At 72.4% G+C, this 21628-nt stretch carries 20 protein-coding genes; 8 read left to right on the top strand and 12 right to left on the bottom strand.

Annotated features, from left to right (window positions below; all coding sequences use genetic code 11):
• Positions 1–32: 32 nt before the first annotated feature.
• Genes ACAX67_RS00815 through ACAX67_RS00830 form a run of 4 tightly spaced genes read right to left on the bottom strand, consistent with a single transcriptional unit; the run spans position 33 to position 4048 of the window.
• Positions 33–830 (bottom strand): ABC transporter permease, encoded by a 798-nt coding sequence (locus ACAX67_RS00815; RefSeq protein WP_370701913.1) that lies wholly within the window; start codon positions 828–830, stop codon positions 33–35.
• Positions 830–1690: an ABC transporter permease gene (locus tag ACAX67_RS00820; protein ID WP_370701914.1), complete on the bottom strand. Its 861-nt coding sequence runs from the start codon at positions 1688–1690 to the stop codon at positions 830–832. The genes ACAX67_RS00815 and ACAX67_RS00820 overlap by 1 nt, the downstream gene beginning before the upstream one ends.
• Complete coding sequence (locus tag ACAX67_RS00825; protein ID WP_370701915.1) at positions 1690–2868, bottom strand: ABC transporter ATP-binding protein; 1179 nt, start codon at positions 2866–2868, stop codon at positions 1690–1692. The genes ACAX67_RS00820 and ACAX67_RS00825 overlap by 1 nt, the downstream gene beginning before the upstream one ends.
• Complete coding sequence (locus ACAX67_RS00830) at positions 2852–4048, bottom strand: ABC transporter substrate-binding protein (protein WP_370701916.1); 1197 nt, start codon at positions 4046–4048, stop codon at positions 2852–2854. Before ACAX67_RS00830 ends, ACAX67_RS00825 begins: the two co-directional genes overlap by 17 nt.
• A 155-nt stretch (positions 4049–4203) precedes the next feature.
• Between ACAX67_RS00830 and ACAX67_RS00835 the strand changes: the two genes are divergently transcribed.
• Positions 4204–4671, top strand: a complete 468-nt coding sequence (locus tag ACAX67_RS00835) for an Lrp/AsnC family transcriptional regulator (protein WP_370701917.1) — start codon at positions 4204–4206, stop codon at positions 4669–4671.
• 4 nt (positions 4672–4675) lie between these two features.
• Here ACAX67_RS00835 and ACAX67_RS00840 read toward each other — a convergent pair whose 3' ends face one another.
• Together ACAX67_RS00840 and ACAX67_RS00845 are read right to left on the bottom strand one after the other, a co-directional pair.
• Positions 4676–5311, bottom strand: a complete 636-nt coding sequence (locus ACAX67_RS00840) for an HAD family hydrolase (protein WP_370701918.1) — start codon at positions 5309–5311, stop codon at positions 4676–4678.
• Entirely contained in the window at positions 5301–6659 is a 1359-nt protein-coding gene (locus tag ACAX67_RS00845; RefSeq protein ID WP_370701919.1) for an NAD(P)/FAD-dependent oxidoreductase, read from the bottom strand. The genes ACAX67_RS00840 and ACAX67_RS00845 overlap by 11 nt, the downstream gene beginning before the upstream one ends.
• Before the next feature lie 61 nt (positions 6660–6720).
• Between ACAX67_RS00845 and ACAX67_RS00850 the strand changes: the two genes are divergently transcribed.
• Both ACAX67_RS00850 and ACAX67_RS00855 read left to right on the top strand, forming a co-directional pair.
• Complete coding sequence (locus ACAX67_RS00850) at positions 6721–7332, top strand: RNA polymerase sigma factor (RefSeq protein WP_370701920.1); 612 nt, start codon at positions 6721–6723, stop codon at positions 7330–7332.
• Complete coding sequence (locus ACAX67_RS00855; RefSeq protein ID WP_370701921.1) at positions 7329–8048, top strand: hypothetical protein; 720 nt, start codon at positions 7329–7331, stop codon at positions 8046–8048. The genes ACAX67_RS00850 and ACAX67_RS00855 overlap by 4 nt, the downstream gene beginning before the upstream one ends.
• A gap of 7 nt (positions 8049–8055) precedes the next feature.
• Here ACAX67_RS00855 and ACAX67_RS00860 read toward each other — a convergent pair whose 3' ends face one another.
• The 4 genes from ACAX67_RS00860 to ACAX67_RS00875 are packed head-to-tail and all read right to left on the bottom strand — an operon-like array spanning position 8056 to position 11415.
• The gene (locus ACAX67_RS00860; protein ID WP_370701922.1) at positions 8056–9057 is read right to left on the bottom strand and encodes a zinc-binding dehydrogenase; all 1002 of its coding nucleotides are present in this window, start codon (positions 9055–9057) and stop codon (positions 8056–8058) included.
• Between the two features lie 54 nt (positions 9058–9111).
• Positions 9112–9603, bottom strand: a complete 492-nt coding sequence (locus ACAX67_RS00865) for a nuclear transport factor 2 family protein (protein ID WP_370701923.1) — start codon at positions 9601–9603, stop codon at positions 9112–9114.
• A gap of 22 nt (positions 9604–9625) precedes the next feature.
• On the bottom strand, positions 9626–10036 hold the full coding sequence (locus ACAX67_RS00870; RefSeq protein ID WP_370701924.1) for a homing endonuclease associated repeat-containing protein: 411 nt from the start codon (positions 10034–10036) through the stop codon (positions 9626–9628).
• A 2-nt stretch (positions 10037–10038) separates the two neighbouring features.
• Positions 10039–11415, bottom strand: a complete 1377-nt coding sequence (locus ACAX67_RS00875) for an NAD-dependent malic enzyme (RefSeq protein ID WP_370701925.1) — start codon at positions 11413–11415, stop codon at positions 10039–10041.
• Positions 11416–11561: 146 nt separating this feature from the next.
• Here ACAX67_RS00875 and ACAX67_RS00880 point away from each other — a divergent pair, with 146 nt between their 5' ends.
• The 5 genes from ACAX67_RS00880 (at position 11562) to ACAX67_RS00900 (ending at position 18706) form a co-directional block, all read left to right on the top strand.
• The gene (locus ACAX67_RS00880; RefSeq protein ID WP_370701926.1) at positions 11562–12539 is read left to right on the top strand and encodes a helix-turn-helix domain-containing protein; all 978 of its coding nucleotides are present in this window, start codon (positions 11562–11564) and stop codon (positions 12537–12539) included.
• A 214-nt stretch (positions 12540–12753) separates the two neighbouring features.
• On the top strand, positions 12754–13200 hold the full coding sequence (locus tag ACAX67_RS00885; protein ID WP_370701927.1) for a hypothetical protein: 447 nt from the start codon (positions 12754–12756) through the stop codon (positions 13198–13200).
• Complete coding sequence (locus tag ACAX67_RS00890; RefSeq protein WP_370701928.1) at positions 13197–14630, top strand: hypothetical protein; 1434 nt, start codon at positions 13197–13199, stop codon at positions 14628–14630. Before ACAX67_RS00885 ends, ACAX67_RS00890 begins: the two co-directional genes overlap by 4 nt.
• A gap of 17 nt (positions 14631–14647) precedes the next feature.
• Entirely contained in the window at positions 14648–15331 is a 684-nt protein-coding gene (locus tag ACAX67_RS00895) for a PaaI family thioesterase (RefSeq protein WP_370701929.1), read from the top strand.
• A 45-nt stretch (positions 15332–15376) separates the two neighbouring features.
• Positions 15377–18706: an ATP-binding protein gene (locus ACAX67_RS00900; RefSeq protein WP_370701930.1), complete on the top strand. Its 3330-nt coding sequence runs from the start codon at positions 15377–15379 to the stop codon at positions 18704–18706.
• Here the strand turns inward: ACAX67_RS00900 and ACAX67_RS00905 are convergent.
• Both ACAX67_RS00905 and ACAX67_RS00910 read right to left on the bottom strand, forming a co-directional pair.
• Entirely contained in the window at positions 18703–19440 is a 738-nt protein-coding gene (locus ACAX67_RS00905) for a hemerythrin domain-containing protein (RefSeq protein WP_370701931.1), read from the bottom strand. The genes ACAX67_RS00900 and ACAX67_RS00905 overlap by 4 nt on opposite strands.
• An 11-nt stretch (positions 19441–19451) precedes the next feature.
• Positions 19452–21572, bottom strand: a complete 2121-nt coding sequence (locus tag ACAX67_RS00910) for an MMPL family transporter (protein WP_370701932.1) — start codon at positions 21570–21572, stop codon at positions 19452–19454.
• Between the last annotated feature and the right edge of the window lie 56 nt (positions 21573–21628).

Below are 21628 nucleotides of genomic sequence, written 5' to 3' on the forward strand. Positions count from 1 at the left end.
GCCGGGCCGTTCCGCGTGTGCGGTGCCGCGGGTCAGGTGAGCGCCCGCGCGCGGCGGCGGGCGTTGATCTCGCCGCTCAGCACGATGACGAGGGAGACGACGAGCATCAGGGTGCCGACGACGTTGACCTGCATGGGGAGGCCGACGCGGGCGACACCCCAGACGTACATGGGGAAGGTGACCTCGCTGCCGGAGTTGAGGTTGGTGATGATGAAGTCGTCGAAGGACAGCGAGAAGCTGAGCAGCGCCGCGCCGAAGATGCCCGGCAGGACCAGCGGGAAGGTCACCCGCCAGAACGTCTGCGCCGGGGTGGCGTAGAGGTCGGAGGCGGCCTGCTCGAGGGTGTCGTCCATGCCGGCCAGGCGCGAGCGCACGGTGACGATGACGAACGACAGGCAGAACATCACGTGCGCGATGAAGATCGTCATGAAGCCGAGCTGTCCGGCGAAGCCGCCCTGCACGAAGAGGGTGAGCAGCGAGGAGCCCATCACGATCTCCGGCGCCGCCATCGGCAGGAAGATCAGCAGGTTGGACTGCGAGCGGCCCGCGAAGTCCCACCGCACGAGGGCGAACGCCGCGAGGGTGCCGATGACGGTGGCGACGAGCGTCGCGAGGAGGCCGATCTCGACGCTCAGCGCGAGCGAGTCGCACATCGCGGGGTCGGCGCACGGGTGCAGCCAGTTGTCGAAGGTGAACCCGTCGAACTTGTACACGTTGCGTGTCGCCGGGTCGTTGAAGCTCATCAGCACGACCAGGAAGATCGGCACGAAGAGGTAGACGAGCACGACACCGCCGACGAGGGCGACCAGGTGTTCCCGCAGCCAGCGCATCAGAGCAGCTCCTCGGTCCCGACGCGACGGACGTAGACCAGCACCATCGCCACGATGAGGAACATCAGCATCATCGAGAGCGCCGCCGCGATGTGCGGGTGGTTGGCGGTGGTGGCCTGGAGCTGGATCACCTTGCCGATGACGGTGGTGTCGGCGTTGCCCAGCAGCTCGGCGTTGATGTAGTCGCCCGCCGCGGGGATGAACGTCAGCAGCGTCCCGGAGACGACGCCGGGCAGAGAGAGCGGCCAGGTCACCTTGAAGAACCCGACGAACGGGTTGGAGTAGAGGTCGCTGGACGCCTCGATGAGTCGCGGGTCGATCTTGTCGATGCTCGCGAAGAGCGGCAGCACCATGAAGGGCAGGAAGTTGTAGGACAGTCCCATCACGACCGCGAAGTCGGTGGCGAGCAGCTTGTCGTCGCTGCCGAGGACGTGCAGGAACTGCAGCGTGTCGACCACCCAGCCGTCGTCGGCGAGGATCAGCTGCCACGACAGGGTGCGCACGAGGAAGCTGGTGAAGAACGGCACGATCACCAGCACCAGCATCAGGCTCTTCCACCGCCCGGCCTTGAAGGCGATGGTGTAGGCGAGGACGTAGCCGAGGACCAGGCAGATGAGGGTGGCGGCCAACCCGTAGAGCAGGGAGCGCACCAGCGGCTGCCAGTAGTTCTCGATCGCCGTCCAGTAGTTGGCCAGGTGGTAGGTCATGTCCCACCCGTTCTTGTCCGACCCACCGGGGTCGTACAGGCTCGCCGCGACGAGCGAGTAGAACGGGATGACGAAGAACAGCCCGAGCCAGACGACGGCCGGCGCCATCAGGAGGTACGCCGTCAGGCCCCTCCGGCGTCCGGCGTCGGCCATCAGCTCGCCTCCTCTGCCCCGGCCCGGACGTCCTGGGCGTGGTCGAGGAGGAAGGCGTACTGCGGGCGCCAGGAGAGCTCGACGGAGTCGCCCGAGCGGAAGATCTGGTCGCGGCCGGTGTTCTGCGCGAAGACCTGGATCTCCTGTCCCCACGGCATCTTCACGAGGTACTGCGTGCTGACGCCGATGAAGCTCACGTCGGTCACGATGCCGCCGGGGATCGTCTCGCCGGGCGCGTCGAGCTGGGCGCCGGCCTCCCCGATGAGCACCTTCTCGGGCCGGATGCCGATCCACCCCTTGCCCTCGCGGGTGTGGGCGCGGTGCGCCGGGATCGACACCCCGATGCCGTGCATGTCGACCGAGACGACGTCGCCCGAGGTCCCCGTCACCGTGCCCTCGACGAGGTTGGACTGGCCGAGGAAGTTCGCGACGAACGTGCTCTCCGGGTTCTCGTAGAGCTCCGCGGGCGTGCCCATCTGCTCAATAACGCCCGCGTTCATGACCGCGACCGTGTCGGCCATCGTCATGGCCTCCTCCTGGTCGTGGGTGACGTGGATGAAGGTCAGGCCGACCTCGGTCTGGATGCGCTTGATCTCGATCTGCATGGACCGGCGCAGCTTGAGGTCGAGGGCGCCGAGCGGCTCGTCGAGGAGCAGCACCTCGGGCTCGTTGATCAGGGCCCGGGCGAGCGCGACGCGCTGCTGCTGGCCGCCGGAGAGCTGAGCGGGCCGCTTGCGCGCCTGCGCCTCGAGCTCGACGAGCTCGAGCATGTCCTTGACCTTGGCCTCGACGTTGCCGGTCTTGCGACGTCGCAGCCCGAAGGCGACGTTCTCGAAGATGTCGAGGTGCGGGAAGAGCGCGTAGCTCTGGAAGACCGTGTTGACCGGACGCCGGTAGGGCTTGGCGTGGGTGATGTCCTGGCCGGCCAGGGTGATGGTCCCCGACGTCGGCGTCTCCAGACCGGCCACCATCCGCAGCGTGGTGGTCTTGCCACAGCCCGACGGGCCGAGCAGGGCGAAGAACGAGCCCCGTGGGACGTCGAGGTCGAGGTCCGTCACCGCGTGGAAGCTGCCGAACGACTTGTGGAGGTTGCGGATCCGCAGGCCGTCGTACGACGTCGTGGTCGGCGCGGCGCGCGCCGGATCCTCCGGCTGCACCGTCTCAGCTGGAGATGACATCGGCCCACTCCCCTTCGTACTTCTGCTGCTGGTCCTCGCTGAGCGTCATGAACGACCAGGTGTTCGACAACATCTCGGAGTCCGGGAAGATCAGCGGCTGGTCGACCAGGGTCGGATCGATCTTCTCCATCTCCTCCTGGGCGCCGGCGACGGGACAGATGTAGTTGACCCACGAGGCGAGCTTCGCGGCGACCTCGGGACGGTAGTAGTAGTCCATCCAGGCCTCGGCGTTGGCCTCGTGCGTGGCGAAGTTGGGCACCATCATGTTGTCGCTCCAGATGGCCAGGCCCTCGTCCGGCGTCACGAACTTGAGGTTCGGGTTGTCGTACTGCGCCTGGATCACGTCGCCCGACCACGCCTCGCAGGCCACCAGCACCCCCTGCGAGAGCTGCTGCAGGTAGTTGTTGCCGGCGAACTGCCGCAGCTGCCCGTCGCTCTTGACCTGCTTGAGCCGGTCGATCGCGTTGGCCCAGTCGTCGTCGCTGAAGTCGGCGGGGTCGGCGCCGACCACCTTGAGGAAGAACCCCATCGTGTCGTTCATCTCGTCGAGCAGGGTGATCTTGCCCTTGAGGTCGTCGCGGGAGATCAGGTCCTCGAAGCTGCCGACCTCGTCGACCAGGTCGGCGTTGTAGGCGATGCCGGTCAGACCCGACTGCCACGGCGCGTGGTAGGTCAGGTCCGGGTCCCACGGCCGGTTCTGCAGCGAGGGGATGAGGTTCTTGTGGACGTTGGGGATCTTCGCCGGGTCGAGCGGCTGGATCCAGCCGAGCCCGATCATCTTGGCGGCCATCCAGTCGGTGAGCACGATCATGTCGCGGTCGATCGGCTGGCACGCCCGGGCCTGGTCGCGGATCTTGGCGTAGAACTCGGCGTTCGCGTTGATGTCGACCTGGTAGGTGACCTCGATGCCGGTCTCGTCCTGGAACTTCGCGAAGGTGCCGTTGGGGTTCTTGCGCGGATCGATGTAGCCGGTCCAGTTCGACACGATCAGCTTGTGGTCGGAGGCCGAGACGTCGGTCGCTGCCCCGCCGTTGCCGCACGCCTGGATCCCGTCGATGCCGAACATGGGCAGCTTGAGCGCCGCGACACTGAGGCCGCCGAAGGCGACCGCGCCGCCGCCCTTCAGCAGGCCACGGCGCGACAGCGTGGAGCGACGCGCGGGCTGGGCGGACTGGCTCACGAAAACCTCTCGGAGAATCGACGAGTGGCCTCGGATCCTGCCACCGGCCCGCGCCGGTGACAAGGGAAACAGTGGGCCCGTAACACATCGGCAACGGAATCAGTGTTCCCGGACATCGTTGAGCATCGAACCCGTGACGTGCGAACATCGCCCGCATGGCTGGCTCTCACTCGTCGCGCCCCATGCTGGACGACGTATCGAAGGCGATCATCGAGCAGCTGCAGGAGGACGGGCGCCGCTCCTACGCCGCGATCGGCAAGGTCGTCGGCCTCTCCGAGGCCGCCGTCCGGCAGCGGGTGCAGCGGCTGTCGGAGTCCGGCGTGATGCAGATCGTCGCCGTCACCAACCCCCTGGAGCTCGGCTTCGCGCGCGCGGCCATGATCGGCGTCCGCGTGAGCGGCCCGACCTCGCCGGTGGCCGACGCGCTCGCCGAGCTCGACGAGGTCATCTACGTCGTCGTGACGGCCGGCAGCATCGACATCGTGATCGAGATCGTGGCCCAGTCCGAGGACGACCTGCTGGCGATCTCCGACAAGATCCGGCGCATCGAGGGCGTCCGTGCGACGGAGACGTTCGTCTACCTCGACATCCGCAAGGAGACCTACAACTGGGGCGTGCGCTAGCCGGTCAGCCCGTGGCGAGGTGGTCGTCGAGCCACGCCGGGAACTGACCGAGGTGGTCGAGCACGACGTGGGTGCCGGCGTCGTACAGCTCCTGGGCGGTGCACCCGCCCGTCAGCACCGACACGCTGAGCGCCCCGGCCGCGAGCGCGCCCTCCACGTCGTGGAAGTGGTCGCCGACGTAGATGCTCGCGCCCTCGCGGCGCAGCACGTCGGCCTTCCCGACGCCCCAGACCTTGCCCTCGAGGTGGTCGACGTCGAGGCCGACGTGGTCGATGTGCAGCTGGGCGTTGGGCGTGAACTTCCCGGTGACCACGACGACCCTGCCGCCGTGACGGCGGACGGCGGCGAGGGCCTCGTGCGCGCCCGCCATCGCCGCGACGCTCTCGATCGCGTGATCGGGGTAGAGGGCGCGGAACCGGTCGACCGCGGGGGCGATGGCGTCCTCGGCGAGGTGCGGCCGGAGCATCAGGTCGAGCGGCGGGCCGAGGTTGGCCGTGAGGTCGTCGACGGGGAAGTCGACGCCGAGCTCGTCGCCCAGTGCCACCAGGACGTCGCGGAAGCCCGGCACCGTGTCGATGAGCGTCATGTCGAGGTCGAACCCCACGACCAGCCGGCCGCCGCCGGCGTCCTCAGCTGTCATAGCCGAGGCCCAGCCGGTCGAGGGTGCGGAGCCACGGGCCGCGCCGCCCGGTCTCGTCCTCGCGTGCCAGCGCCCGGCGGGTGAGCTCGATGCCCGCCCACGCGACCGGCTCGGGCGGGAAGGGTACGGCGGGCCGGCGCACCATCTCCAGCCGCGTCCGCTCGGTCTCCTCCCCTGCCAGCAGGTCGAGCATCACGTCGGCGGCGAAGCGCGTCGCGCCGACCCCGAGCCCGGTGAAGCCCAGGGCGTAGGCCGACCGACCGCCGTGGGCGGTGCCGAAGCTCGCGCTGAAACGGGTGGACGTGTCGATCACACCGGCCCAACGATGGGTGAAGCGGATCCCTTCCAGCTGGGGGAAGGTCTCGTGGAAGTGCTGCGCGAGCACCTCGTAGGTGGCCGGCCGGTCCTCGTGCGCGGCGTCGATCGAGCGGCCGAAGTGGTAGATCGCGTCGTAGCCGCCCCACAGGATGCGGCGGTCCGGCGTGATCCGGTAGTAGTGGAACTGGTTGCCGGTGTCGGAGACGCCGAGCGCCGGGTCCCACCGCAGCGCCTCCAGCTGGGCGGGGGTGAGCGGCTCGGTCGCGAGCACGTAGTCGTAGACGGGCACGGTCGTGAGCCGCAGCCGCCGGAGCAGCGGCCGGAACACGTTGGTGGCGAGCACGACCTGGCGCGCCCGCACGGTGCCGTGCGGGGTGGCGACCTCCATCCGGTCGCCGGCGCGGCGGACCCGGCCGACCGGCGACCGCTCGGCGATGCGCACGCCCTGCTGCTCGGCGACGTCGGCCAGACCCCACGCGAGCCGGGCCGGGTCGAGCACCGCGCACTCCTCGGCACCGGACAGTCGGCCCGCGAGGTAGGTCGGCGAGTCGATCACCTGCCGCACGGCGGTCTCGTCGAGGAACCCTGCGACCTCGGGCTCGAGGAGCGCCACCTCGTGGGGGCGGGTGGCGACGGCGAGGGTGCCGCCGCGCAGGAAGCCGCAGTCGATGTCGTGCGCACGGACGGTCGCCTCGATCGCGTCGAGGTTCTCGATGCCGAGACGGACCAGGCCGTCGTACTCCTCGGGCCAGCGGGCCGTGCCGTTCGCCTCGCCGTGCGTCAGCGACGCCTCGCAGAAGCCGCCGTTGCGGCCCGTCGCGTGCTCGGCGAGGCGGTCGCCCTCGAGCAGGAGCACCGACCGTCCCGGCTCACGCTCGACCGCGCGCAGCGCCGTCCACAGCCCGCAGAAGCCGCCGCCGACGACCACCAGGTCGGCGTCCGTGGCCCCGTCCACCGCCGGTCGCGGCTCCGGGCGGAGCGGGGTGTCCAGCCACAACGGGCGGAGCACCGAGCCGGCGAGCGATCGCATGGGCAGAGGCTAGAGGAGGGCCGGCGTGTAACGCTCGGGGGAGGATCGGCGAAGGACGGACGTGAACCAGATCAGAGACGACGAGGTGCGTGCCATCGGGCGCGACCCCGACCTCCTCGAGGCGTTCTACGGCGAGCACCACGCGTCGGTGAAGGCGTTCTTCGTGCGCCGCGTCGACGACCCGCACCTGGTCGCGGACCTGGTGGCCGACACGTTCCTCGCGGCGATGACGGCGGCACCGCGCTACCGCGCCGACAGGGGGACGCCGGGCGCGTGGGTCACGGGCATCGCCCGCAACACCCTCGCCGATGCCGTACGGCGACGGGCCCGCCGGCTCCGGGCGGAGAGCCGCATCCGGGGCCGTCGCCTGCTCGACGACGACGCGATCGCCGCGATCGAGGACCGGATCGCCGCCGAGCGCGCCACCCGCGCCCTCTACGCGGCGCTGGCGGCGCTGCCGGGCAGGGACCGGGCACTGATGGAGCTGGTGGCCGTCGACGGGATGCCCGTCGTGGAGGCCGCCGCGCAGCTGGGGATGAAGCCGGGGACCGCGCGGGTCCGGCTCCACCGCAGCCGCGCCCGGCTCCAGCAGCACCTCGACGCCCACCAACCCACGAGAGACGACGCCGAGGGCGTGGCTGGAGCCGCCCTGGCGCAGGAGGTCACACCATGAACGAGAACAGGAGCATCGAGCTCGACGGTTTCGACCGCGCCCTGCTCACCGAGCTGCGCCTCGTCGCGGCCGAAGGAGCGCCGGCCCCCCGTCGTACCCGCCGCATCGCGCTCGCCGGCACCGGCGCGGCCGCTGTGGCGGCGACGGTCGTCGGCGTCACCACGCTCGGTTCGCCGGCCGCGGCCTACGCCGTCGCGGAGACCGGCGACGGCGACGTCGTCGTCACCATCCGCGAGCTCGAGGACGCGTCCGGCCTCGAGGACGCCCTCGCCGACCACGGCATCGACGCCGACGTCGACTACGACAGCAGCGACGGCGGCCTGACGATCGAGGGGCCGGACGGCGAGGCCGGGCAGCTGCCGGAGGGGACCGACCTGCCCGACGGGGCCGACGAGGGCCACGTCATGAAGGGCCGGGCGCACGTCGAGGCCGAGAGCGGCTCCGGCCCCAGCCTCGACGCGTCGGGAGGTCCGCTCGGCAAGGACGACCCCTGCGGCGGACCCGACCGGATGCCCTTCACCACGGACCTCTCCGCCGACGCCTACACGATCACGATCCCTGCCGACTCGGTGCTCCTCGACCAGGACGCCGCCCTGCAGATCACGACGAGCGGCGACATCGACGACCAGCTCGCGGGCCTCGAGGTCGCGTTCTCCGTCGGCGACGTGTCCTGCGGCTTCGGCACGATGACCGCGACGGCACCCGGCGTCGGCTGACCAGCAGCTACGGGACCAGCACGACCTTCCCGACGTTGCGGCGCTCGGCGATCATCCGGTGCGCGTCGCCGGCGCGGTCGAACGGGAACGCCTCGGCGACGACCGGCCGCACGGTGCCGTCCGCGATCAGGGCCCGCAGCGGCGTGATCCACGGCTCGAGCGTGCCGGCGTCGTCCCAGAGGGACAGCATGTTGAGGCCGATCACGGCCTTGGACGCCGACATCTGCTTCACCAGGTTGAAGCGCGGCATCCGCACCATCGTCCTGGCGGCCTGGAGGAAGTTGCGGCCGGCGCCGTCCATCACCGACGAGGCGCCGAAGGCGACCAGGCGGCCTCCCGGTCGCAGCAGGTCGTAGCTGGTGCGGAAGCTCGGGCCGCCGATGGCATCCATCACCAGGTCGAAGGGCGGCAGGCCACGGTGCCAGTCCTTGCGGGTGTAGTCGTGCGCGACGTCGACGCCGAAGCCACGGATCGCGTCGTGCTTCCCGGGCGAGGCGGTGCCGTGGACCTCCGCCCCCGACGCCTTCGCGATCTGGGTCGCGGCGATCCCGACGCCGCCGGCCGCCGCGTGGATGAGCACGCGCTCACCGGGCTGCACGTTGCCGTACCTGAGCAGGCCCGCCCACGCCGTCGCGTAGTTGACCGGGATGGCGGCGCCCTGCTCGAAGGACAGCGCGTCGTCCAGGGGTACGACGTCCCGCTCGCCCACCACGACGCGCTCCGCGTAGCCGCCGAAGTGCGTGCCCGCCATGACGCGCTGACCGACGGTGGGTCCCTGGACGCCGTCGCCGACCGCGGTGACGACGCCGGCGACCTCGTAGCCCACCACCATCGGCGGCTTCGGGGCGTCGGGGTAGAACCCCACCCGCGCCATGGTGTCGGCGAAGTTCACGCCGGCGGCACGGACGTCGATCGCGACCTCGCCGGGCCCGGGCGGCCCGGGGTCGGGCCGGTCCTGGACCTTCAGGACGTCGAGACCGCCGTGACGGGTGATGACGACAGCACGCATGGGTCGCAGGCTAGTGATGCAGGGCCGACCGCGGCATCCGCCCAGGGTCGGAGGTCAGTGCGCGAGGCTGGGGTCCCACCGGTTGGCGATGAGCTTGAAGCTCGGGGTGTCCTCGAGCGAGGTGACGGCCTCGTAGATCCGCTCGTAGCCGGTCGAGGCGATCCGCCACTTCCCGTCGGGGTCCTTGCGGTAGGTGTCGTTGTAGTAGCCGCCGCCGCGCACCTGGACCTTGAAGTCCGGCACGATCACGGTGTCCTCGAAGCCCCACGAGCCGGTCGCGGTGTCCCCGCTGTCACCGTCGACCTGGATCTCCGGGTGGCTGGCGATGTGGATGGTGACGATCGACGTGCCGAGGTTCTCGGCCATGTAGGCCACCACGGCGGCGCGGTTGTCGAAGTGCAGCGGCTCACCCATCGCCTGGGTGCCGTAGCGCGCCACGACGTCCTCGGCGAGGCAGTCGCCGAACTCGTCCCACAGCTTGAGGTCGAGGGTGCGGAAGTAGCGGTACTTCAGCTGGCGGATCTCTTCGATCGCGGTCAGGTCCATGCGCTGATAGTAGAACGTGTTCTCATTCTGCGGGGAGGGCGAGCGCACGGTCCTTGATCTGCGCCCACGGGTGGCGCTGTCGCAGCGTCGCACCGCTGGGCACGTCGGCCTGGTCCCTGGCCCACGCCGAGTAGTCCGCGAACGACCCGGTGCTGCCCGGCGAGCGCAGGTAGCGGGCGACGATCCGGGCGACGTCGTCGTCGCTCCACCGGCGGCTCGTCGAGCGGGTGGCGTTCGTGGCGACGCCCGCAGCCGCGCAGGCCTGCTTCCACGACCCGAAGCGCCGGACGAGCAGCGCGGGCGAGGCGGCGTCGTCGCGACCGCGCTGCCAGGCGTCGTACGCACCGACCGTCAGCGGCTCACCGAGCTCGGCGGACGCGGCGGCGACGGCCGCGGCCAGCTGGCGGTCGGTGAACTCCTGGGGACGCGCCACCCTCACTCCTCGCCGCGGATCGCGGCGGCGACGGCGCCGGGCACGTCGGGGTGGAAGACGCTGGGGATGATGAAGCTCGCGTGCAGCTCCTCGTCGGAGACCACCGCGGCGATCGCCTGCGCGGCGCGCAGCAGCATGTCGATCGTCACCTGCGAGGCGCGGGCGTCGAGCAGCCCGCGGAAGACCCCGGGGAACGCCAGCACGTTGTTGATCTGGTTGGGGTAGTCCGAGCGCCCGGAGGCGACGACCGCGGCGTACTTCGCCGCCTCCACCGGGTCCACCTCCGGGTCGGGGTTGGCGAGCGCGAAGACGACCGCGCCCTCGGCCATGTCCTGGATCCACTCGGCGTCGAGGACCCCGGGGCCGCTGACGCCGATGAAGACGTCGGCGGCCCTCAGCCCGTCGCGAAGTCCGCCGCGCACGCGGCGTGGGTTGGTGATCGAGGCCAGCTGGCGCTTGGCGGGCGGCAGCGACTCGTCGTCGTCCGAGAGGAGGCCCTCGCGGTCCCACACCACCACGTCCTCGGCGCCGCCGGCGATCAGGAGCGCGACGATGGCCGAGCCGGCCGCGCCACCACCGGCGACGACGATGCGCGCGGCCGAGAGCGACTTCCGCACCACGCGCAACGCGTTGGTGAGCGCAGCCAGCACCACGATCGCGGTGCCGTGCTGGTCGTCGTGGAAGACGGGGATGTCGAGCCGCTCCCGCAGCCGGGCCTCGACCTCGAAGCACCGGGGCGCGGCGATGTCCTCGAGGTTGATGCCCCCGAACCCGGGCGCGATCATCTCCACCGCCTGGACGATCTCGTCGACGTCCTGGGTGGCCAGGCAGATCGGCCACGCGTCGATGTTCGCGAACCGCTTGAAGAGCGCGGCCTTGCCCTCCATGACCGGCAGCGCCGCGCCCGGCCCGATGTTGCCGAGCCCGAGCACGGCCGACCCGTCGGTCACGACCGCGACCGCGTTGCCCTTCACCGTCAGCTTGGCAACGTCCTCCGGGTGCTCGGCGAGCGCCATGCAGACCCGGCCGACGCCCGGCGTGTAGGCCATGGAGAGGTCGTCGCGGTTCTTCAGCGGCACCTTGCTGGTCACCTCGATCTTCCCGCCGAGGTGCAGCAGGAAGGTGCGGTCCGACACCTTGTGCACGGTGATGCCCGCGATGGCGGCCACCGCCGCGACGACCCGCTCGCTGTGCCCGGAGTCGGTCGCGCTGCAGGTCACGTCGAGCACCAGCCGGTCGTGCCGCGACTCCGCGACGTCGATGGCCGTGGTGATGCCGCCTGCCTCCGCGATGGTCGTCGCGACCGTGCCGACCACGGCGTAGTCGGGCGCGGCGTAGAGCCGCATGGTGATGGAGTACGACGACGGGGTGACGCTCATGCCACCCACCCAAGACCTCTCCGTCGGGTACTCGCAAGTAGCGGTCGTTGTGGTCTCGACCGGTGTCGCCGACGTTTCGGACCGGCCCCGGGGTGGCAGGCTGGTGCGGGGCAGGCGGGGGGTCTGCCCAGAGGGGCGCAACCGCGATGACACAGCTGGCGGCCGCACTGCGGCGTCTGGGGCTCAGCGAGCAGGCGACGACGGTCTACGAGGTGCTGCTGCGCAGGGCACCCGTCACCACGACCGAGGTCGCGCGGACACTGGCGATCGACCGCGCCAGCGTGCTGTCGGCGCACGCGGAGCTGGCGAGCCGCGGCCTGGTGCACGCGCTGGTGTCCGACGACGACCTGCTCTCGCCCATCCCGCCGACCGCCGGGCTCGACCTGATGGCGCAGCACCTGGCTACCGGCATCGACGAGTCCCGGCTCGCGGTCACCACGGCCTACGAGGCGTTCCGGCGCACCAACCTCGCCAGCAGCCGCGAGGAGGTGATCGAGGTGGTCACGGGCGAGGACATCGCCGCCCGGCTGCGGACCAGCTGGCTCACGGCCCGCCGGGAGATCCGGCAGTTCGTGTCGCCGCCGTACGTCATCGTGCCCAACGCCCTCGCCGACGCCTTCTCGACGCTGGAGCGCGGCGTCCGGCAGCGGGTCGTCTACTCGCGCGCGTCGCTGATGCGACCGGGCTACCTGGAGGAGGTCGTCCACCCCTGCATCGAACGTGGCGAGCTGGTGCGGGTGGTGGAGTCGGTGCCGGTGAAGCTCATCGTGATCGACGAGGACTTCGCCATGGTCTCCCCGTCCATCCGTGAGTCCGACGTGCACAACACGATGTTCGTGGTGCACCCGTCCGGGCTGCTGACCGCCATCATCGGCCTCTTCGACCAGACCTGGGAGCACGCGCTGCCGTTCGCGGGCACCGAGCCCGGCACGTTCCGGCTGCCCCGGGCCGACCGGGACCTGCTCATCCTGCTGTCCAGCGGCATGACCGACGAGGAGGTCGCCGGGCGGCTCTCGATCAGCCGGCGCACGCTCTCGCGCCGGATGGAGATGCTGATGGCGCGCAGCGGCGCCGCGACCCGCTTCCAGCTGGCGCTGCACGCACGGCAGCGAGGGTGGCTCTGACCCGCCGCCCCCCGACGGCAGGTCAGAGCCGGCTTGTCGGCGGGCCTGCTCCGCTGAGCTCCCGCGCGCGCCCCGAGCACGACAAGAGCGCATCTTGTTCGACCGGGACGGCCGGCGGCGCGCGATCCGGCCACTGGCACGATCTGGCCTTTTCGCGACCGCGTGCAACCGATCGGCCCCTCGCGGCGTCTGTAGTGGCGTGAGGAGGCTCGGGGTGGCTGGCATGGTCGCGCTCGCTGTGGCCGCCGTGCTCATCAGCCCGGCGCTCGGGCGCGCGGTGCCGTCCGGGAGCTACCGTCCCGATCTTCCGCCCGACCCGCTCCGGCTCGGCTGCTACCCGCTGCCCTCCGGCCTGGTGCTCGACTTCCCCTACCAGGTACGCACCGACGGGAACGTCGACGGCCACCGGTTGCTCACGCTGCAGTGGGACGAGCTCGACCCCGCCGAGGTGCGCGCACGGCTCGACGCGGCACTCGCGCGGGCCGGGCTGCCCCGGCGCGCGGCGCTGGTGACGCCGTACGCCGACGACGCGATCGTCCGCGGCACCGTGGTCCTCCACCTGCCCGTCGCCCGGCTCGCGAGCAGCGACCCCGCCTGCCGCGACCCCCGCACGACGAAGCGCTTCCCGCCGGACTGGGCGCCGTCGACGGCGTACGGATGAGGGGACGCCTGGCCCGCGCCGACCCGCTCCTCACGGTCGCCGTCGCGGTGGCGCTCGCCGTCAAGGCCGTGCTGTTCGCCCGGATCGCCGACCTGCCCTTCCGCGGCGACGAGGTCGCCTACCACGACGCCGGCTGCGCCCTCGCCAACCTGGTGCGCGACCTGGTCGCGCTGCGCGGGCCCGACACGTCCGAGCTGGCGCGCAACGTCGTGGGCAACGGGTGGTTCATGCCCGGGATGGGCGTGGTGCTCGCCCCCTTCTACCTCCTCGCGCCGCACGCGGGCGACGGCTGGGCCCGGGCCTGGCTCGGCGTCGTCTCGGCCGTCGTCTTCGTGCTCGCGGTGCGGTCGACGCAGCGCACGCTCGGCCGCGGGTACGCCCTCGCCCTCTGCCTCTTCCCCGCCCTGGTGCCGGTCTGGGTGCTCCTCTCGCTGACGGCGTACGGCGACCTGCTGGCCGGCCTCGTCCTGGTGATCCTGCTCGGGCGCCTGGTCGAGACCGTGCGGTCGGCGCGGGCGGGCGACGCCCCGTCGCCGCGCGACGGCGCCGTCCTCGGCGTCCTCGGCATCACCGTCGTCTACCTGCGCTCCAGCGCGTCCCTCGCCGTCGCCGCGGTGGCCGTGCTCGCGGCGGTGCTCCTCGTGGCGCAGCTGCGCCGGGCGGCCGCCCTACCGGTGCTCGTCGCGGGCGCCGCCTTCGTCGCCCTCCTCCTGCCCTGGTCGATCAGCGCGTCGGTCGCCCTCGACGACCGCGTGGTGACGACCACGTCGGTGCCCACGTCGCTCGCCAACACCTTCGGCGACCGGTCCGAGGTCTGCTTCGGGCCGTGCGACCCGGGCAGCACCGTCTGGTTCGCACCGGTGCGCTACGCCCGCGAGGTCGCCCGGGCGACCGGCCAGGGCGAGGTCGGGGTCCTCGACGAGATGTCCGACCACGCACGCGAGGACGTCACCGCCCACAGCTACGCACGCGACGTGGTGCGCAACTTCGACCGCTACCGCCGCATCGACGGCTTCGGGTCCCTGCTCAAGCCACCGGACGCCCCCTACGACCAGGGGTTCTGGCAGTGGCTGGCCCGCGACGTGAGCCTGCGGATCTTCACACCGGTCTCGTGGCTGGTCGCCGCGGCCCTGCTGGTGGTGAGCCGCCGCCGGTTCGGCGACCAGGTGCTCGCGGTGCTCCTGAAGGTCGGCCTGCTCGCCCTGCTGACCCAGCCGTTCGCGCACCTGGCCGGCTCGCGCTACTGGACCACCGCGGGCGCGCTCGGTGGTCTTGCGGTGGTGCTGCTGGGTCGCACGGTCGTCGACGCCGTACGACGCGCTCCGCCGGAGCCGGGGGACGAGCCGTCGCGACTGCTGACCGTCGCGCAGTGGGTGCTCTCGGTCGCCACCGTCACCGTCGTCGCCGGGATCGCCGTCCTCGCCGCGTGACCCACGAGGTTGCGGGGATGCCCGGCCTCTCCCTGTCCTCCTTCTCCTTCGAGGACGTCCCGACGAGCGAGGTGGATGCCGCCGAGGAGCTCTACGGCGGCCTCGCCCAGGACGTGCGCGACCTCAACGACGTCTCGATCCGCACGCGCGTCGACGCGGGGGCGGTCGAGCGAGCCCGCGACCTGGTGCGCCAGGCGGCCGAGATCCTCGCGGCGGATGCCGCCGAGGGACCGGCCGGCATCCACTTCAACGCCGAGGGCCGCTCGTGGAACTGGGGCAACGCCGTCGTCGGCGTCCGCAACGCTGTCGCCCCTCCGGTCCGCCTGGAGTGGCACGACGACGGCACGGTGAGCTCGAGGCTCGAGCTCGGGACGCCGTACGAAGGGCCGCCCGGCAGCGTGCACGGCGGCGTCTCGGCGATGGTGCTCGACCACCTGATGGGCGAGACGGCGAGCGAGCGGCACACCCGGGTCACCGTGACCGGCACGCTCACCCTGCGCTACGTGCAACCGCTGCCCCTCGGGCCGGTACGGATGGCGGCGCGGGTCTCCGAGGTGTCCGGCCGCAAGGTCACCGTCACCGCGTGGATCGCGGCCGACGAGGACGACGCGACCCCGGCGGTGGAGGCGACCGGGTTGTTCATCACCCCGCGCTGGGCGCAGGAGCCCGAGACCCCGAGCGGCATCGGCTCGCTGGACTGACCGAATCGCCCACGCGCGCGGCGCGGCCGACCTAGGCTGCCGACCATGTTCGTGGGCGTCCTGGGCCCGACGGTCGTCACCGATCCGTCGGAGGGTGGCCGCACCGTCACCCTGGCGGCCGCCAAGCACCGAGCGCTGATCTCGGCGCTCGCGCTCCACGCGGGACGTCCGGTGTCGGCCGAGGTGCTGGTCGACGCCATCTGGGGACCGGAGGCGCCGCCCAGCGCGCTGGGCACGCTGCAGACCTACGTCTCGGTCGTACGACGGGCGCTCGAGCCCGACCTCCCCGCGCGCACGCCGAGCAGCTACCTCACGAGCAGCAACCTCGGCTACGAGCTGCGGGCCGAGCTCGACACCGCTCGCTTCACCTCCGCGGTGCGGTCGGTGCACGCGGCGATCGGCCCGCTCACGACGAGCGCCGTGCCGGTGGCCGGCGACCCCGCCCACGCCGCCGAGCAGCTGCGCCTGATCGACGCGGCGCTGGCGCAGTGGCGCGGCACGCCGTACGCCGACCTGCCGGACTCCGACGTCGTGCTGCCCGAGCGCGGGCGGCTCACCGAGCTGCGGCTGCTGGCGCTCGAGGACCGCGCCACGCTCCTGGTCGCCACCGGCCGGGACGCCGAGGCGGTCTCCGACCTCGAGGCGCTGACGACCGAGCACCCGCTGCGCGAGCGGCTCAGCGCCCTGCTCGCCGTCGCACTGGCCCGCACCGACCGGCAGGCCGACGCACTCGCGGTGCTCGAGCGACTGCGCACGACCCTCGACGAGGAGCTCGGGCTCGAGCCGGGGCCGGCCAGCCGCGAGCTGCAGACCGCGATCCTGCGCCACGAGGTGGCGAGCGGGCCGGTGGCGGCACCGGTGGTCGTCACGAGGCCTGTCGAGGAAGCGCCGCTGCCCGAGCCCGAGCTGAAGGTGCCGGACTGGCCGATGGTCGGGCGCGACGCCCACCTCGAGGTCCTCACCTCGCTCCTCGCCCGCGCCGACGCCGGCCGACCCCAGTTCGTCTCCATCGTCGGCGAGCCGGGAGCGGGCAAGACCCGGCTCGCGGCGGAGTTCGCCCTGCGCGCCCGGGCGGCGGGCGCGGTGGTGCTCGTCGGGCGGTGCTCCCAGGAGGAGGACGCCCCGCCGCTCTGGCCGTGGACCACGGCTCTCGGCGCGCGGATGCCTGCCGAGCCGACCGCCGACGAGGACGACCACGACGCCGCGCGCTTCGCGATCGCGGAGAGCGTGCGGCAGACGCTGACCGACATCGGCCGCGACCGCACGGTCGTCATCGGCCTGGAGGACCTGCACTGGGCCGACGCGTCCTCGCTGCGGGTGCTGCGCCACCTCGCGGCGCACGCCGACACCGGCCGGCTGCTCGTCGTGTGCACCTGGCGTCGCGGGACCTACGAGGGCCCGCTGGCCGAGGCGGCCGAGACGATGGCGCGCCGGCACGCCACCACGCTCGACGTCGACGGCCTGTCCGCCGACGAGACCGCCCACCTCCTGACGGCCCTCACGGGCGACAACGACCCGGGGCTCGCCACCACGGTGCACCGCCGCACCGAGGGCAATCCCTTCTTCCTCATCGAGTACGGCCGGCTCGCCCGCGACGAGCACCGCGACCTCCGCGAGGTCGTCGCGGCGCTGCCACCGACGGTCGCGGCGGTCGTCGAGCGGCGCATCTCCCAGCTCCCGGAGGCCTCTGCCAAGGCACTGACGGCGGGCGCGGCGATCGGGCGCGAGTTCGACCTGGCGCTGCTGGCCCGCGCGATCAACGAGGACGAGCTCGGCACCCTCGACCTCATCGAGGCCGCCGTCGACGTCGACCTCGTGCAGGACCTCGGCGGCGACCAGTTCCGGTTCGTGCACGCGGTGGTGCGGGACACGGCCTACGGCGTGCTCTCCCCCTCGCGCCGCGAGCGGCTGCACGCCCGGCTCGCGGTGCTCGTGCACGGCTGTCCCGACGCGGAGCGGCGGGCGCCCGAGATCGCCCGCCACTGGACCGCCGCGGGCAGCCGCTTCGTGCGGGAGGCGCGCGAGGCGGCGGCGCGGGCCGGCGAGCTGGCGATGGCAGCCCACGCGCCCGACGAGGCCCGGGTGCTGCTCGACCAGGCCCTCGGCCTGCTCCGCGAGGACCCCTCCGGCACCCAGCGGGAGCGCTACGAGCTGCTCGTGCGCTACGCCGAGGCGTGCCGTTGGAGCACGCGCCGGCTGGAGATGCACGCCGCCGTCGACGAGGCGATCGTGATCGCCGGCGGCCTCGGCGAGCCCGAGCTGGTCGTCCGGGCCGCGGCGACCGCCACGACCGACGCGCTGTGGCCCGCCCGCGCGTACGGCGAGGCCAACCACGCCGTCATCGACGTGATGCGCAGCGCGCTGACCGTGCTGCCCCGTGACAGCGAGGTGAGGTGCCGGCTGCTGCTCGCCCTCGCGGCGGAGGCCTACTACGCGACCACCCCGGACGAGATCGACGCGTTCTGCGAGGAGGCGATCGCGATCGCCCGCACCTCGGGCGACGAGCGGCTGCTGATGACCGCGCTCATGGCGAGCGCCGTCGCCACCTTCCGCCGCGACTGCGCCGAGCGACGCCGGCTCTGGATCGAGGAGGCACTGGTGCTCGCGCACCGCTCCGGCGACGTGGCCGCGCGGACGAACCTCCGGGCCCTGCTCGCGCCGACGCGCTGCGAGCTCGGAGACCTCGCCGGCATCGAGGAGGAGCTCGCCGACATCGTGCGCGAGGCGCACGAGGCCAAGCAGTACTTCGTGGAGATGGTCAGCCTCAACCTTGCCCACTGCTTCGCGTGCATGCGGGGCGACGAGGCCGCGATCGCCGACAACTTCGCCCGGCTCCACGTCGCCTTCGAGCGGGTGTCGACCGCGCACAAGGTCGACACCGTGCGCGGCGCGCAGCTCTACGAGCCGCTGTGGAACCCCGAGGCGGAGCTGCCGAAGGAGGACGAGGTCGCCGCGTTCATGACCGAGTCGTCGATCCCGGCCGGTCCCGCGGCAGCCGTGCTCGCGCTGCGCCACGGCCAGCGCGACGTCGCGCGCCTGGTGTACGACGTCTACGGCATCGACCTCGAGACCAACAACTGGTTCTCGCCGTTCGCCTGGGCGCTCGGCGCCGAGCTCGGGCTGGAGCTCGCCGAGCCGGAGCTGGCGGCGGCGTCGTACGCCAAGCTGGCGCCGTACCGCGGGACCTGCGTCGCGGCCGGGACCTCGCCGGCCCACGGACCCGTCGACGCCTACCTGGCGCTGGCCGCGGCCGCGGCCGGCGAGCGGGCGCTCGCCGCCGAGCACGCCGAGCACGCACTGGAGCTCGCCGCGGCCTGGGAGCTCCCGCGGGTCGAGAAGTGGTTCCTCGACCTGCGGGACCGCTACGGGTTCTAGGTCCCGGCGGGGAGGTGCGCGAACGCCGCCCGGTCCAGCCTGCGGAACGCCAGCCGTGCGCCCAGCCAGTTGACCACCCGCATCGGCAGGCCCTCGTCCTTCAGGACCGCGGCGATCACGGGCGCCGGCAGCTCGTCGGCGATCCAGGGCACGACGTAGAGCAGCTCGCCCAGCGCGGGCTTCGCCTGGAAGTGCTCCTTCTCGATCCGCTCCCAGTCCTCCGGCGTCATGTGGCGTTGAAGGATGACCATCGCCTCGGTCTCCTCGTGCTTGAGGTGCTCGGCGAGCAGCTGCCGCGCCTCCGCCAGTCGTACGGCGAGAGCGGCCCGCAGCTCGGGTGTGCCTGCCGCGGCGAGGGCCGCGAAGCCCTCGCCGCAGGACTGCAGCAGCGGGTCGATCTTCTCGTGCTCGGCATCCATCGCGAGCAGCGTCTGCCGCTCCGAGGGGTGGGCGCGCTCGAGGAGGAACGGCCAGATGCCGGCGTCCTCGCCGCTGTGGTGCTTGTGCAGCACCTCGGCGAAGCGCTCCCACCTCGCGGCCAGCGCCACCCAGGTGGCGCGGTCGTCGACCGGCGTCCGGGGCACCGCTGCGCCGAACTTGCGCAGGTCGCGACGGAAGGCGTGGTGCATCAGGTACATGTTCCGCATGTCGATCGGGCCGCCCGGTGCAGCGGTCTGACCGGGGAGCATCAGCTGCTCGGGGTGGGCGGCGCTTCCGGCGTTGGTCGTGCTCATGGGTGGACTCCTCAGACGTGGGTGGGTTCGGGCTCGAGGTCGTCGACCTCGGCGGTGGTGGGGCGCGGTCGCGAGGCCCCCGGCAGCCACCAGTTCCACCTGCCGAGCAGGGTCATGGTGGCGGGCACGAGGACCATCCGGACGACGGTGGCGTCGAGCGCGACGGCGGCCGCCAGGCCGACGCCGAGCATCTTCACGACGACGGCGGGCTCGGTGGCGAAGCCGAGGAAGACGGCGACCATGATGGCCGCGGCCACCGAGATCACCCGGCCGGTCGAGGCGAGGCCCCGCACGACCGAGCCCTTGGCGTCGCCGGTGTCGAGCCAGTCGTCGCGGACGGCCGAGAGCAGGAACACCTCGTAGTCCATCGACAGCCCGAACAGGACCGCGAACATCAGGATCGGCACCCAGCTCGAGACCGGGATCGCGTGGTCGACGCCGAGCAGTCCCGAGCCCCAGCCGTGCTGGAAGACGAGGGTGACGACGCCGTACGCGGCACCGATGGAGAGCAGGTTCATCGCGGCGGCCTTGACCGGCACCACGACCGACCTGAAGAGGAAGGTCAGCAGCACGACGGAGACCAGCACCACGAAGCCGACGACCAGCCACAGCCGCTCCTGGAGCAGGTCGGAGATGTCGCCGAGGATCGGCGTGTAGCCGGTGGCCTCGACGCCTTCGGGCAGCACGTCGGTGCGCAGCTCGTCGAGCAGCACGGTGGTCTGCTCGTCGACCGGCGCGGTGGTCGGCTCGATGTCCCACACCGCGAGGCGGCCGTCGGGCGAGACCGCGACCGGCGTCGACGACGCCACGCCGTCGAGCCGTTCGACCCGCAGGTGCAGGTCGGCCACGTCCTCCCGGCCCACCTCGTCGAGGTCGGCGACGAGGGTGATGGGGCCGTTGGCACCGGGGCCGAACCCGTCGCTGATCAGGTCGTACGCCGCCCGGGTGGTGCTGCTCCTGGGGTCGGAGCCGCCGTCCTGCGGCCAGGTGCGCATCCCCAGCGCCGGGGCGGCGAGCGCGACCATCACGGTGAGCGCGAGCAGCGCCCACGCGACCGGCCGCCTCGCCACCGTGGCCGCCCAGCGCCCCGTGAGGGTCTCCGCCCCGGCCCTGCCGGTCGAGGACGTCGCCCTGGCGGCCGTCACGAGACCTCGCTCCTTGCGCGGCACCAGGCGCCTCCCGGCGAGCGCGCAGAGCGCGGGCACCAGCGTGACTGCGGCAGCCATCACGCAGACGACCGTGATGCCGGTGGCGAAGCCGAAGGCGTCGTACGTCGGCAGACCGGCCAGGCGCAGCCCCATCAGGGAGACCAGCACCGTCAGCCCCGCGCCCAGGACCGAGCGGCCGGCGGTGCCGGTGGCCCGGGCCGCGGCCTCGACCGGGCTGTCGCCGGCGCGCAGCCGCTCGACGTGACGGGTGACGATCAGGAGGGCGTAGTCGATGCCCACACCGAGCCCGACCATCGTGGCGATCGTCGGTGCGGAGGTGGAGACGTCCGCGGTCGCGGCCAGCAGGGCGACGCCGGACGACCCGGCGACGAGGCCGCCGACAGCGGTCGCGATCGGAAGGCCCGCCGCGACGACCGACCCGAAGGCGAGCACCAGCAGGGCCAGCGCGACCAGGATGCCGATCAGCTCGCCGCGACCCTCGATGGTGGTCGCAGTGCCGGGGAGCTCCCCGCCCAGCTCGACCTGGTAGTCCGCGGCGTCGGCAGGAGCGACGGCCTTCTCGAGCGGTGCGACGGACTCGTAGATGTCGGGGTCGGTGGTCGGGACGTCGTAGCGCACGGTGAGCAGCGCGGTGTCGCCGTCGTCGGACAGGCGGGGCGTCACGCCGGCGACGTGGTCGGTCGCCTCGAGGCGCGCCACGACGTCGTCGACGACCTTCGCGTCGAGCCGGCCGTCGTCGTGGATGACGACCTGCGCACTGCTGCCGCCGGCGTCGGGGAAGTGCTCCCGGAGCTGGTCGACGCCGTGCTGGGCCCGCGTGTCCGGGACGTTCCAGTTGTCGCGCAGCTCGCCGCCGAGGGTGCCGGCCATCGCGCCGAGCGCGGCGAGGACGAGGAGCCAGGCCGCGATCGTGCGCCAGGGGTGCCGGGCGGTCGCGAGCCCGACGCGCTGCAGGGGGTTCATCGGTGGGTCTCCTTGATCGGTGGATCGTGGGACCCACGTTCGGGGAGAGCCCTTGG

Origin of the sequence: Nocardioides candidus (assembly GCF_041321175.1) — a bacterium.
Lineage (GTDB): Bacteria > Actinomycetota > Actinomycetes > Propionibacteriales > Nocardioidaceae > Nocardioides.